This is a genomic window from Streptomyces sp. NPDC002785, assembly GCF_040295565.1.
GTDB lineage: Bacteria > Actinomycetota > Actinomycetes > Streptomycetales > Streptomycetaceae > Streptomyces.
Genome location: NZ_JBEOVN010000197.1, coordinates 1 through 13,114 on the forward strand (window position 1 = coordinate 1; position 13,114 = coordinate 13,114).

The window sequence follows — 13,114 nt, forward strand, 5'->3', positions numbered from 1 at the left end:
GCGGCGTCATGCGGCTTCGATTGCAAGGCGGAGGAAGGAAGCGGATGGGGTCTCCCCTGGTCGAGCGAAGCCGAGAGCTCGGGGAAAGAGCGTCGCTGACTGACGACAACGCCGCAAGCGGAGTCGCAGGGCGTCGGGAGCCCGCTCCCTATCGTGGGGGAGGTCGTCAGTAACGAGGCGCGTTCCTGGACCGCTGCACCTGCGTGGTGCGGCGGTCCCTCGCGTTCCAGCAGGCCTTGTGCCAGTGCCTGCGGTCGTCGATCCCGCCGTACTCGGACCAGGCCACCAGATGCGGAACGCCGGACGGGATCTCCTGGTCGCAGCCGGGGCAGCGATACCGCTTGCCGACCGCGCTCGCGCCGCTCACCGGGCGCACCGACCACTCCTCGCCCTGCCACTGTTCGGTGCGTCCGCCGCCGCCGTACCGGGCCCCCGGCACCGCTGTGCTGTCGTGGGGAATCTCGCCGCCTCGGGGGCGGTTGCGGCGCGGAGACACGTGACACCTCACGGGGCAGGCTGGGCAGTTCCCGTCCAGCGTAGGGCCATTTGGCCGAGCAGTGCGTCCCGCACACACGGGACGGCACCCGGGACGGGGTGAGTTACCGGAAAATCGCAACAACTTGCTGCTGGACCGTGCCTTTGGCACGTGTCGGACGTTGTTGCCAGTACGGGAGCCGCGTCGGCCGCAAGGAGGCAATTGGCGATGCGTGTGGGAACGTTCGTACTGGCAGCCCAGTTTCCGGGACAGGGGCCGGGGGAAGCGCTGCATCGCGCGATCCGGTCCACCGAGGTCGCGGAGGAATCCGGGCTCGACTCGGTCTGGGTGGCAGAACATCATTTCGTGCCGTACGGGGTCTGCCCGTCCGCCGTCACCCTGGCCGCGCTGCTGCTCGGCCGCACCCGGAGAATCCGGGTGGGTACGGCGGTGAGCGTGCTGCCGACCCAGCATCCGGTCGCGCTGGGCGAACAGGCCGCGCTGCTCCGTCTCACCAGCGGCGACAGGTTCACACTCGGCGTCGGCCGGGGCGGCCCCTGGGTGGATCTGGAGGTGTTCGGAGGGGGCCTGGAGGCCTACGAGAAGGGCTTCCCGGAGTCCTTGGAGCTGTTGCTCGACTGGCTGGCCAAGCCACGGGTGGCGGGGAGCGGGGAGCGGTACGGCTTCCGCGAGGTGGCGGTGGTCCCCCGGGCCGACGAACTGCTCGACATGGACGGCGGCGAGAGCCCCGGCGGCCTGGAGGTGGTCGTCGCGTGCACCTCGCCGAAAACGGTGAAGCTCGCCGCGGAGAACGGTCTGCCGATGCTGCTCGGTATGCACTGCGGGGACGAGGAAAAGGCCGAGATGGTCGCCCTGTGGCGCTCCGCCGCCCTTGCCGCGGGCCGCTCGCCCGAGAGCGTCCGGGGGGCCGGACATGTGTCCGCAGGAGTGGCCCAGATCGCCGAACGTGCCGAGGACGCCGTGGAGACGCTCGTGAAGGCGATGCCCGGCTGGCTGCGACAGGGCCTGGACGCCCATGTGACGGTCGACGGCCGGCACCGGGTGATGCGCGACCCGGTCGCCTATACGGAGCTGCTGTGCGGCCTTCATCCGGTGGGCCCGCCCCGGCTGGCGGCCGACCGGCTCGCCGCCACCGCCGAACGGACAGGCATCACCCGCTTCGCGCTCCTGGTGGAGGGTTCGGGAGATCTGGCGGCCACGGAGGAGAACGTAGCGCGGCTCGGCACCGAAGTACTGCCGCTGCTCGCATAAGACCGCCCGGCCGAGCAGTCGTAAGAGGTACGGGGGCTGCCGCCCCGGAGCCAGGTACACCCCCGCGGCCCGGAACGGCAGCAGAAGCGTTTAGCAGTCCCGTAGTTCGGGCGACTGATTGAGCAACTGGCCCCTCACCGAGGTGAAGCGCGCCAGACGCTCGTCGACCGAGGCGTCCAGCGGGAACACCGCGACGCGGTGGCAGTTCTGGAATGCCAGACGCACCCCGAAGTGCCGTTGCAGAGCGCCGCGTATCGCATCACTCGCGAGCGCGCGCAACAGCTGACCACGTGCCTGCTCGTCCGGCGGGGGCGTCTGGTTGTCGGCGAACTCTCCGCCGTCGACCTTCAGCTGAGCCACCAGAGAGCTGATCATCTCCCATGCGTAGGGCAGGGAGGTCCGGACGCAGTCGACGAAGTCGGCTTCGTCGACCTCGCCTCGCTCGGCCTGTTCCAACAGCGCCGGTGAGACGTCGAGCGACATGGGTTCTCCTCTCGCGACCCCGACGTCGGGGTCGGGGCCTTACGGGCAGGGAAGGAGGACGGCGACGCAGCGTGCACAGACGGCGACCTCCTGCATCCACCGTAAGGGCGCAGTCCTGGCCGCACCAGGAGATTGGGAACACAACCGGCCAATAACGAAGGGGAGCAAAGAGGGGCAAGCCCCTAGAGCCCCGGTCCGGGGCGAAGAGGGGCGGCAGAGGGGGAATCGCGTGGAGCACCCGTCGTCGAGTAGCGTTGCCGACCATGCGTCTCGTCATCGCCCGCTGCTCCGTGGACTACGCCGGCCGGCTCACGGCCCACCTGCCCTCCGCTCCCCGTCTGATCCTGGTGAAGGCGGACGGGAGCGTGTCGATCCACGCCGACGACAGGGCGTACAAACCCCTCAACTGGATGTCACCGCCCTGCACCCTCAAGGAGGGCGCCGATGACACCGCGGGCGTCTGGACCGTGATCAACAAGGCGGGCGAGAAACTGATCATCACGATGGAGGAAATCCTCCATGACTCGTCCCATGAGCTGGGTGTCGACCCGGGCCTCATCAAGGACGGCGTCGAAGCGCATCTGCAGGAACTCCTCGCTGACCGGATCGAGACACTCGGCGAGGGCTACACCCTGATCCGCCGTGAGTACTTCACCGCCATCGGACCGGTCGACATCCTGTGCCGGGACGCCGACGGCCAGACCGTGGCCGTGGAGCTGAAGCGGCGCGGCGACATCGACGGCGTGGAGCAGCTGACCCGCTATCTGGAGCTGCTCAACCGCGACCCCCACCTCGCCCCCGTGAAGGGCATCTTCGCGGCGCAGGAGATCAAGCCGCAGGCGCGGGTGCTGGCGACGGACCGCGGGATCGGCTGTGTGGTGCTCGACTACGACGCGCTGCGCGGCATCGAGGACGACAAACTGCGCCTGTTCTGAACCTTCTGCGAACGCCGGACGTGCAGGGCCCGTCCGGCGTTCGACGACTTTCCGGGCGGCTCAGGCCGCCGTCGGACTGCTGTCCGCACCGGCCGCCGCCGGCGACGACGAGGAAGGCCCGCTCGCCGAGTCGGAGGTGTTCGGCGATGCCGGCGGGGTCTCGGTTGCCGAGTCCGTCGGGTCCGGGGATTCGGGCTCCGTCGGAGTCGGGCTCGGGCTGCTCGGCTCCGTCGGCGTGGGGGACTTCGTCGGGCTGGGCGACTCGGTCGGCTTGCCCGACGACGGCTTGTCGCTGGACGGCGTGCTGCTCGGCCCCGTAGGGACCATGGACGGCGTACCGCTCGCGCCGGGCGTGGCCTGACTGCCCGACGGGCCCGGCGTCACCGCGCTGCCGGTGGATGCCGTGTCTTCAAGGAACGAACCGTCCGTCGGTCCGTCGGTCGGGACTCCGTCCCCGCTGTCGTCCTGGCCCGCCGACTCCTCGGCCGTGACACCCGGATTCCTCTGGACATCGCCATCGCCGGACGTCAGCCCCAGCGCCACCACCGTGCCGAGTACGCCGGCCAGGAGGACGCCCGCGCCCGCCGCGACCAGTTTGCGCCGGGCCCCGCCCAGCACTGCGAAGCGGCCTCCTCGCGCGCCTGAGGCGGCTGCGGGGGCGCTCTGCCGGGGTATGACCACGGTGGCGTCCTCGTACGGCCGCGACAGCCTCTGCGTCACGGCTGCCGTCGGGCCGACGGGCAACGGCACCGGCTCCTCGTGCCGCGGGGCCGGCACGTCATCGCCCGCCGGGACCAGCCCGCCGGGCAGCGGGCCGCCGGAGCGGTCCTCCACCAGGGCGAGCGCACGTCGTCCGGCCACCGCGCCCGACTTGTCGGCGAGCGCCCCGCGCATGCTGATCGCGGTCTCCAGCTCGGCCCTGGCCCGGTCCGGATTGCCGGTGCAGAGCGCAAGGACGCCCAACTCATGGTGGAAGTACGCCTCTTCGGCGACCTCTCCGGCGATCCTGGCCGCCTCCTGGCCGATCCGCAGGGCCCGCTCCCAGGCGCCCCAGTGCAGTCCTGCCGCGAAGGCCGGGGAGGCGCTGCGGGCCAGTAGCACGGCCACGCTGGTCTGCCCCGCCCCGTCGCCGGGGACGAGCTGTGTCATCGCCGCGATGACGGCGTCGGCCTCGGCTGTCGCCCGTACGGGGGTGACCGAGGGGTGCCCGGCCCACCAGGCGTAGTGCTGGGCGGCTGTCCGGGCCCGGTCGGTGCTGTCCTCGCCGTATCCGGCGGCCTCCAGCTGGGCGAGGACTCCGGCGGCCAGCCGGTAGCGGGGACCGGCCGGGGAGAGCAGTCCGCAGCCGGCCAGTTCGCCGAGCGCGGCGTCGGCGTGGGTGTCCCCCACGAGCGCCGGCAGGTGCGCCTGGTGCGGCACCTCGCCGCCGAGTGCGACCGCGAAGCGCAGGGTGTCACGGGCGGGCCCGCTCAGCCGTGAGGCGAGCAGTGCGGCGGGCGCCGCGCCCTCGCCGAGGCTGGGCAGCGGTATGTGGACGCCGTCGATGTCCTCGTCGTGCCCGAAGGGTGCGTCGGAGGGCCGGCCGTCGAGGCCGCCGTACGCGTCGGGGTCGGTGCGCAGCATGTCGCGCTGGCGCAGCAGGGCGCCCGCCTGGACGAAGCGCAGCGGCAGCCCCTCGGACTCGAACCAGAGGTCTCCCGCCCAGTTCGCCTCCTCGTCGGTGAGCGGACGCTCGACGACCTGCTCCAGCAGGTCGATCGAACAGCTGCGGCCGAGGCCCGCGAGGAAGACCTCTTCAAGGTATGAGTCTGGGGTGGCTGCGGCGACATCCGGTGTCGTCGCGAACAGGAAGGCACACTCCGGAGTGGCGTCGAGCAGCTCCTCCAGGGCTGCCCCGCCGAATTCCAGGTCGTCGAGTACGACGACGGCGCCGATGTTCCGGACCTTTTCGATGAGACCGGCGCCGTCGGGCCGGTGCAACTGCGCGTCGTGGACGGCCTCGAAGAGCCCGTACAGCAGGTCGGTGGCGGTCCGCTTGTAGCCGGAGAGCCGCACGACTCCGTCCGGTGCGAGGTCCGCACAGTCGGCGGCGACGGCGTCCAGCAGTGCTGTACGACCGGATCCAGCCGGTCCGGTGAGCCGCACCGAGCGGCCGCGGGCCAGCAGGCGTGTCAGCCGTTCGCGCTCTTCCGCGCGCTCCAGGAGGGGCGGCTGGGGGGCGGGCGGCCCCGGCGGCACGGGCGGTGCGGTGGCGCGTTCGCGGTCGGCGCGCTCGGCGGCGGTGCGCCGGACCGGCGGATCGGGCTGCTTCCCCGGCGGGCACAACTCGACCTCGCTGCCGTCGACCGGGTTGACGGTGAGGAGGTAGTCACCCGATATGAGCCGGACGACACGCGCCTGTTGCGGCGTTTGCTGACCGAAATCCGGAGTGATGGGGCCTCCCCTGCTCGAACGGAGCTGAGAGCTTGGGGAAGGATCGCCGGACGGCTGCCGCCGGCCGGTTCCCTCACCGAAGCTGTCGTTGTCCCGGCCGTAATCTTGCGGCCCCCGGTGTGTCGGGTCCATCGCCAAAGCCCCCAGACGCGTCGCACACGATTGCTTGCCCCTCCCGGCCTCGCACGCCCCGCTGTCGCTTCTGGTCCGGTGTCCGCCTGGTGGGTTCGTCAATCGGCGGACGGCCGAACCCTAGACCGTCGCACAGTGTCCGCGCACAGTCGGGGGGCCACGCCGCCCGAAGCGCACGTTCTCGCGCGGATTGTGCACCTCGGGCCGTGCCCCACGGCAGGAGCCCGTCCGCCGGGTCGGCGTCGCGTACAGGCCCTACACGCGCGGCAGGGAGTCTGCGGCGATTCCGCCCTCGATGGCCAGAATGCGGTGCAGCCGAGTCGCCACCAACAGGCGCTGCATCTGCGGCGGCACGCCACGGAGGACCAGCCGTCGTCCGGCCCGTCCGGCCCGGCGGTGTGCGCCCATGATGACGCCGAGCCCGGTGGCGTCCCAGGAATCAAGCTCGGTCAGGTCGAGCACCAGGTCGCCGACTCCGTCGTCGAGGGCCGAGTGCAGGGCCGTACGGGCGTCCGCCGCGCTACGGACGTCGAGGCGGCCCCCGACGACCAGCTTGGCGTGGTCGCCCCTGATGTGCATATGCGCTCCCCGGAATTGCTCCATAGCAAGGTTCGTCTGTCTGTTCTGTCTCTGCCACAACTGACTGTGACAGCGACAGCGAAGTTGCCGCCTGTGAGCGAACCGATACCGAATTCACCCCGTGGAGTGGCCAAGGCCCGGCGAGGACCCGTGCGGATCCACCGATTCCGGGAGACGCCCCCCAGGGCCTTTGGGCCTGACCGACGGCAGATCAGGCAACCGGAGGACCGAAAACGATCAGTACGTGTAGAAGCCCTGCCCACTCTTGCGGCCGATGTCACCTGCGTCCACCATCCGGCGCATCAGCTCCGGCGCGGCGAACTTCTCGTCCTGGGACTCGGTGTAGATGTTGCTCGTGGCGTGCAGCAGGATGTCGACCCCGGTCAGGTCCGCGGTGGCCAGGGGCCCCATGGCGTGACCGAAGCCCAGCTTGCAGGCGATGTCGATGTCCTCGGCCGAGGCCACGCCCGACTCGTACAGTTTGGCGGCCTCGACGACGAGCGCCGAGATCAGCCGGGTGGTGACGAAGCCGGCCACGTCTCGATTGACGACGATGCAGGTCTTGCCGACGGACTCGGCGAACTCGCGTGCGGTGGCGAGGGTTTCGTCGCTGGTCTTGTAGCCGCGCACGAGTTCGCAGAGCTGCATCATCGGAACCGGCGAGAAGAAGTGCACACCGACGACGCGCTCGGGGCGCTCCGTCACGGCCGCGATCTTGGTGATCGGGATTGCGGAGGTGTTGGAGGCGAGGACGGCGTCGTCCCGGACGATCTTGTCGAGGGCCCGGAAGATCTCGTGCTTGACCTCGAGCTTCTCGAAGACGGCCTCGACGACGACATCCGCGTCGGCGACCGCGTCGAGGTCGGTGGTGGTGGTGATGCGGCCGAGCGCGGCATCGGCGTCGGCCGCCTCCAGCTTCCCCTTGGAGACGAACTTGTCGTACGAGGCCTTGATGCCGTCACGACCACGGGTCAGTGCCTCGTCGGTGACATCACGCAGCACGACGTCCCAGCCCGCCTGGGCGGAGACCTGCGCGATGCCGGATCCCATGAGTCCGGCTCCGATGACGGCGAGCTTCCTGGCCACGTGTGCACCCCTTGGTTTCTGTTCGCCTCTGCAGCTGGTCCCTGCACGGCCCGGTCCTAACAGTTGTTCACATGCTCTCCGGCGGAGATTAGTACCCGTGAGGGGCCATGGGGCCGCGAAGAGATGCGCGTCACGTCTCACATGACGGACATCACACCGGCACACGTCATTCGGCGTTGCGCCGGGCGTAGTTGACGTCACGCCGTTCCGCTGCCCGGTGGACGCGGTACGGGACGCGTACGTGGGCTCGTACGCCGGCCCGCACATGCTCTGCCGAGTGCTGATGGCGCTCGCCTTCGCACTGTCGGCCGTGACGGTGGGCACACGCGTCTTCCGCGGGGCCGGTGCCTAACTAGGCTGGTCACATGGTCAATCTGACACGTATCTACACCCGCACCGGCGATCAGGGCACCACCGCCCTCGGCGACATGAGCCGGACCGCCAAGACCGATCTACGGATCTCCGCGTACGCCGACACCAACGAGGCCAATGCCGTCATCGGTACGGCGATCGCGCTCGGGCAGCTCTCCGAGGATGTCGTCAAGGTCCTCGTCCGCGTGCAGAACGACCTGTTCGACGTGGGCGCGGATCTGTCGACCCCGGTCGTCCAGGACCCGGAGCTTGTGAAAAAGATGGCCCCGCCGTTGCGGGTCGAGCAGAGTTACATCGACAAGCTGGAGGCGGACTGCGACCACTTCCTGGAGCAGCTGGAGAAGCTGCGCAGCTTCATCCTGCCGGGCGGTACGCCGGGGGCGGCGCTGCTGCACCAGGCGTGCACGGTGGTCCGGCGCGCGGAGCGCTCCACGTGGGCGGCGCTGGAGGTGCACGGCGAGGTGATGAACGCGCTGACGGCGACGTATCTCAACCGGCTCTCCGACCTGCTGTTCATCCTCGCGAGGACGGCGAACAAGGAGGTCGGCGACGTGCTGTGGGTACCGGGCGGCGAGCGGTAGCCACGCTGACCCGATCGCCGCACGGGCCTGGATTCCACGCCCGTGCGGCGATTGCGGACAAGGGTCACCCGGACGCCCCCGGTGACCGTTTCGGGAACAGCGTGTAGCTCCCCGCGATGACCACGTTGATCCCGATCACGAACAGCATCGTCTGCTGCCACGACTGCAGCGACGTCACATCCCCGTCCCCGCCGACGTACCAGATCGCCGCCTGCAGCAGCGCCAGCGCCGTCACGGCCGCGACCGTCCACCGCGCCGCGACCTTCCACTCGTGCACCGCGCGCTGCATCCCGTACTTCGGCGGCTTCACCGGCGGCGGGCCGCCTGCGAAGCGGTGGGCGACCCGGGCATCGACCCAGCGGATCGTGGAGTGGCCGAGCCCCACCGTGAAGCCGATATAGACCGCGGCGAGACCGTGCTTCCCGCCGGGCTCGGCCCCGTTCTTCAGGTCGATGGCCGTGACCACCAGCAGCACGATCTCCAGCAGCGGTTCACACAGGAGCACGGCCGCACCCAGCCGCGGCCTCTTCGCCGGGTACCGCAGTGCGAGACCCGCGGCCAGCAGCACCCAGAAGGCGACTTCGCAGAGCACGATCAGCGTGACGATCACGGTACTTCTCCTTCCGGTCCCGTCCAGTCTTCCGGCCACGGCGCCCGCGATCGTCGTCGGCACTGACGAACCGTGACTGCATCCTTCGATGTACTCGGTCCTCACCCCCGGTAGGGAGGTCCGCGAGGAGGCCGCCGTGTTGGATGGCAGGGTGCTCCCCTACGCCCGCCCGCACCGTCACGACGTGCTCATCGCCGCCATCGGCCTCTTCGGCGGCCTGTTCCTGTGGATGCTCGGACTGCACGTGCAGGGCAACCGGACCTTCGTCGCCCCGTGGCTCTCCCTGGTGCTGCTCACCGTCGTCTCACTGCTGGAACTGGTGCGCAGGACCGCCCCACAGACCGCGCTGGCCATCAGCACGCTCGCGCTGGTCGCGGACCAGTTCACGGTCGGGAACCTGGCAACCGTAATGATGTTCACGGACCTCATATACGCGGCCGTGCTGTACGGGACACCGACCGCCGCCCGCCGCATCCCGGTCACCACGTTCCTGATCACGGTCGCGGTCACGATCGGGTTCCTGGCGTGGTACCGCGACCCCCAGGCGCTGCTCGTCGGTGTCGTCTCCGGAATGGTCTCGGTCCTGCCCGCCATCACCGGGGTCAGCGTCCGCAACCACCGGGACGCCGCCGAGACCGCCCGGCTGCGCGCCGATCAGACGGCGCTGCTGGCCGAGATGGACCGTACCCAGGCGGTGACCGCCGAGCGCGCCCGGATGGCCCGCGAGCTCCACGACATGGTGGCGAACCATCTCTCCGCCATCGCCATCCACTCCACCGCCGCGCTCTCCATCGACGACCCGGAGACCTCGCGCGACGCGCTGCGGGTGATCCGGGAGAACAGCGTCGACGGTCTCGCCGAGATGCGCCGGCTGATCGGGCTGCTGCGCACCGGCGGCGCGGACCCGGAGCCGAGCGCCTCGCCGACGCTCGCCTCGCTGGACGCGTTGGTCGCACAGACCCGTACGAACGCCGCTTCGAGCGGACTGACCTGCACCTTCGAGGACACCCGCAGCGCGCGGGACCCACTGCCGGCGCCGGTCGAGCTGGCTACCTACCGGATCGTCCAGGAGTCCCTGACGAACGCGCTCAAGCATGCCGCGCCCGGCCCGGTCGTCGTGCGGCTCGGGCGGGCCGGGCAGCTGCTCACGGTGGAGGTCAGCAGTGTGTTCGGCGACCGTCCAGGTCCGCGTGCACCCGGGTCGGGGGCCGGTCTGGTGGGGATGCGGGAGAGAGTGGCACTGCTGGACGGAGAGATCGAGGCGGGTCCGGTGAGCACCGGCAACGGGACGAAGATCTGGCTGGTGCGGGCCGAACTGCCCGTGGAGGAAGGGACTGTGAGGGCATGATGATCCGGGTTGTGGTCGCCGAGGACCAGTCGGCCGTCCGTGCGGGACTGGTGCTCATTCTGCGCAGCGCGCCGGACATCGAGGTCGTCGGCGAGGCCGGGGACGGCGAGGAGGCGGTGCGTCTGGCCCGCGAACTGCGGCCGGATCTGGTGCTGATGGACATTCAGATGCCGCGGCTGGACGGGGTGTCGGCGACCGGGCAGGTGGTGGCCGAGAAGCTCGCGGATGTGCTGGTGCTGACGACGTTCGATCTGGACGAGTACGTCTTCGGGGCACTGCGGGCGGGGGCCGCCGGCTTCCTGCTGAAGAACACCGAGGCGCACGACCTGCTCGAAGCGGTACGTACGGTGGCGCGCGGCGAGGGGATGATCGCCCCGGCCGTGACGCGCCGTCTGATCGCGGAGTTCGCCGGGGCCGCTCCCGTTCGGCGTGCGAACACGCCCGATCCGGCAGCGCTCGACGCACTCACCCGGCGCGAGCGGGAGGTTCTGAGCTGTCTCGGCGCGGGGCTGTCGAATGCCGAGATCGCGGTCCGGCTGTCGATGGCCGAGGCGACAGTGAAGACGCACGTCAGCAGGCTGCTGGGCAAACTGGAGCTGCGCAGCCGCGTCCAGGCGGCAGTACTGGCGCAGGAGTTGGGCATCTGAGGACCGAACGGTGCGAACTTTGGTCTGAACCTCTTGACGATTGGTCCAGACCTTCCTAATCTCACCGAGCACACTGCGGTGAGTACGCCACGTCAAGGCGTGCTCAGGGCTGCGCAGGGCTTGCAGTCCACGGGCCACCCCCGTTTGTCCGGACCTCACCCGAGGAGCACCGTTGAGCACTGAAACCCCCCTACGCCGGGCCCGATTCAGAGTCGGGACCGGAAGAGCCACCAGATCCAGAGCGGTCGCGGGCCTCACCGCGCTGCTTCTTCCGCTCGCCGCGATGGTCGGCCTGGCCTCCCCCGCCGAAGCCGCCACCTCGGCAACCGCCACGTACCTCAAGAAGTCCGACTGGGGCAGCGGCTTCGAGGGCCAGTGGACGGTGAAGAACACCGGCACCACTGCCCTCTCCTCCTGGACCATCGAGTGGGACTTCCCCTCGGGCACCGCGGTCGGCTCCGCCTGGGACGCCACCGTCACCAGCTCCGGAACACACTGGACCGCCAAGAACCTCGGCTGGAACGGCTCGGTCGCACCGGGCGCCAGCGTCTCCTTCGGCTTCAACGGCACCGGCTCCGGCGCCCCCACCGGCTGCAAGCTGAACGGCGCCTCCTGCGACGGCGGCAGCGTCCCCGGCGACAACGCCCCCTCGGCGCCGGGCACCCCCACCGCGAGCAACACCACCGACACCTCTGCCAAGCTGAGCTGGACCGCGGCGACCGACGACAACGGCATCAAGAACTACGACGTCCTGCGCGACGGCGCCGTCGTCGCCACGGTCACCGGTACGACGTACACCAATACGGGTCTCACCGCGGGCACCGACTACTCGTACACCGTGCAGGCCCGTGACACGGCCGACCAGACCGGTCCGGTCAGCGGCGCGGTCAAGGTCCGCACCACTGGTGGCGGCGGCAACCCCGACCCCGGCACCGGCGGCAAGGTCAACCTCGGTTACTTCACCGACTGGGGTGTCTACGGCCGGAATTACCACGTCAAGAACCTGGACACCTCGGGTTCGGCCGCGAAGATCACGCACATCAACTACGCCTTCGGCAATGTGACCGGCGGCAAGTGCGCGATCGGTGACGCCTACGCCGACTACGACATGGCGTACACCGCCGACAAGTCCGTCGACGGCGTCGCCGACACCTGGGACCAGCCGCTGCGCGGCAGCTTCAACCAGCTGCGCAAGCTCAAGGCGAAGTACCCGAACATCAAGGTCCTGTGGTCCTTCGGCGGCTGGACCTGGTCCGGCGGCTTCGGTGAGGCCGCGAAGAACCCGGCCGCGTTCGCCCAGTCCTGCTACAACCTGGTCGAGGACCCGCGCTGGGCCGATGTCTTCGACGGCATCGACATCGACTGGGAGTACCCCAACGCCTGCGGTCTGACGTGCGACACCAGCGGACCGGCCGCACTGAAGGGCATCACCTCGGCGCTGCGCGCGAAGTTCGGCAGCAACAACCTGGTGACGGCCGCCATCACCGCCGACGCCTCCACCGGTGGCAAGATCGACGCCACCGACTACGCCGGCGCCGCCCAGTCCCTGGACTGGTACAACGTGATGACGTACGACTTCTTCGGTGCCTGGGAGGCGAAGGGCCCGACCGCCCCGCACTCCCCGCTCACCTCCTACAACGGCATCCCGCAGGCCGGCTTCAACTCCGCCGACGCCATCGCCAAGCTGAAGGCCCAGGGCGTCCCCGCCTCGAAGCTGCTGCTCGGCATCGGCTTCTACGGCCGCGGCTGGACCGGTGTCACCCAGGACGCGCCGGGCGGCACCGCCACCGGAGCGGCGCCCGGCACCTACGAGGCGGGCATCGAGGACTACAAGGTGCTGAAGACCAGTTGCCCCGCCACCGGCACGATCGCCGGTACGGCGTACGCGCACTGCGGCACCAACTGGTGGAGCTACGACACCCCGGCCACCATCGCGTCCAAGATGACCTGGGCGAAGGGCCAGGGCCTGGGAGGCGCGTTCTTCTGGGAATTCAGCGGTGACACCACCAACGGTGAACTCGTCAGCGCGATCAACAACGGTCTGAATTGACGTGCTCCCTGGCCTGAAGTCCAGGGATTCCGGCCTGGGTCGTGTGACCCTTCCGGGGGCTTCCTGCTTCAACGCGCTGTGCCGGGACTTTCGTCCTGGTCTTACCGGCGC

The 13,114-nt window shown here is 69.9% G+C and carries 12 protein-coding genes and 1 pseudogene; 7 read left to right on the forward strand and 6 right to left on the reverse strand.

What is annotated here, in order from left to right; all coding sequences use genetic code 11:
* Positions 1-166: 166 nt before the first annotated feature.
* Positions 167-496, reverse strand: a complete 330-nt coding sequence (locus ABTZ94_RS31055) for an Rv1322 family protein (RefSeq protein ID WP_351205706.1) — start codon at positions 494-496, stop codon at positions 167-169.
* Between the two features lie 207 nt (positions 497-703).
* Here ABTZ94_RS31055 and ABTZ94_RS31060 point away from each other — a divergent pair, with 207 nt between their 5' ends.
* Positions 704-1,747 (forward strand): LLM class flavin-dependent oxidoreductase, encoded by a 1,044-nt coding sequence (locus tag ABTZ94_RS31060; RefSeq protein ID WP_351205708.1) that lies wholly within the window; start codon positions 704-706, stop codon positions 1,745-1,747.
* Between the two features lie 90 nt (positions 1,748-1,837).
* Here ABTZ94_RS31060 and ABTZ94_RS31065 read toward each other — a convergent pair whose 3' ends face one another.
* The gene (locus ABTZ94_RS31065; RefSeq protein WP_030971516.1) at positions 1,838-2,230 is read right to left on the reverse strand and encodes an SCO5389 family protein; all 393 of its coding nucleotides are present in this window, start codon (positions 2,228-2,230) and stop codon (positions 1,838-1,840) included.
* A 263-nt stretch (positions 2,231-2,493) separates the two neighbouring features.
* Between ABTZ94_RS31065 and nucS the strand changes: the two genes are divergently transcribed.
* Positions 2,494-3,165 carry an endonuclease NucS gene (gene nucS, locus ABTZ94_RS31070; protein ID WP_351205710.1) on the forward strand — a complete coding sequence of 224 codons (672 nt, stop codon included), beginning with the start codon at positions 2,494-2,496 and terminating at the stop codon, positions 3,163-3,165.
* Positions 3,166-3,225: 60 nt separating this feature from the next.
* On the opposite strand, the gene ABTZ94_RS31075 is transcribed toward nucS, so the two are convergent.
* From ABTZ94_RS31075 to ABTZ94_RS31085, 3 genes are all read right to left on the reverse strand, one after another.
* Positions 3,226-5,730, reverse strand: a complete 2,505-nt coding sequence (locus tag ABTZ94_RS31075; RefSeq protein WP_351205712.1) for an ATP-binding protein — start codon at positions 5,728-5,730, stop codon at positions 3,226-3,228.
* A 255-nt stretch (positions 5,731-5,985) separates the two neighbouring features.
* Complete coding sequence (locus ABTZ94_RS31080) at positions 5,986-6,309, reverse strand: STAS domain-containing protein (protein WP_351205714.1); 324 nt, start codon at positions 6,307-6,309, stop codon at positions 5,986-5,988.
* Between the two features lie 237 nt (positions 6,310-6,546).
* Complete coding sequence (locus ABTZ94_RS31085; RefSeq protein WP_351205716.1) at positions 6,547-7,395, reverse strand: 3-hydroxyacyl-CoA dehydrogenase family protein; 849 nt, start codon at positions 7,393-7,395, stop codon at positions 6,547-6,549.
* A gap of 202 nt (positions 7,396-7,597) precedes the next feature.
* On the opposite strand from ABTZ94_RS31085, the pseudogene ABTZ94_RS31090 reads away from it, so the two are divergent.
* A pseudogene (locus ABTZ94_RS31090) lies at positions 7,598-7,747 on the forward strand (ABC transporter permease); the annotation flags it as partial.
* A gap of 13 nt (positions 7,748-7,760) precedes the next feature.
* Entirely contained in the window at positions 7,761-8,348 is a 588-nt protein-coding gene (locus ABTZ94_RS31095) for a cob(I)yrinic acid a,c-diamide adenosyltransferase (RefSeq protein ID WP_351205718.1), read from the forward strand.
* Between the two features lie 64 nt (positions 8,349-8,412).
* Here ABTZ94_RS31095 and ABTZ94_RS31100 read toward each other — a convergent pair whose 3' ends face one another.
* A complete protein-coding gene (locus ABTZ94_RS31100; RefSeq protein WP_351205720.1) occupies positions 8,413-8,958 on the reverse strand; it encodes a hypothetical protein in 546 nt (181 codons plus the stop codon).
* A gap of 151 nt (positions 8,959-9,109) precedes the next feature.
* Between ABTZ94_RS31100 and ABTZ94_RS31105 the strand changes: the two genes are divergently transcribed.
* The 3 genes from ABTZ94_RS31105 (at position 9,110) to ABTZ94_RS31115 (ending at position 13,003) form a co-directional block, all read left to right on the forward strand.
* A complete protein-coding gene (locus tag ABTZ94_RS31105; RefSeq protein ID WP_351205726.1) occupies positions 9,110-10,306 on the forward strand; it encodes a sensor histidine kinase in 1,197 nt (398 codons plus the stop codon).
* Positions 10,303-10,953 (forward strand): response regulator, encoded by a 651-nt coding sequence (locus ABTZ94_RS31110; protein WP_351205722.1) that lies wholly within the window; start codon positions 10,303-10,305, stop codon positions 10,951-10,953. Before ABTZ94_RS31105 ends, ABTZ94_RS31110 begins: the two co-directional genes overlap by 4 nt.
* Before the next feature lie 172 nt (positions 10,954-11,125).
* Complete coding sequence (locus ABTZ94_RS31115) at positions 11,126-13,003, forward strand: glycosyl hydrolase family 18 protein (RefSeq protein WP_351205724.1); 1,878 nt, start codon at positions 11,126-11,128, stop codon at positions 13,001-13,003.
* The last annotated feature ends 111 nt before the right edge of the window (positions 13,004-13,114 follow it).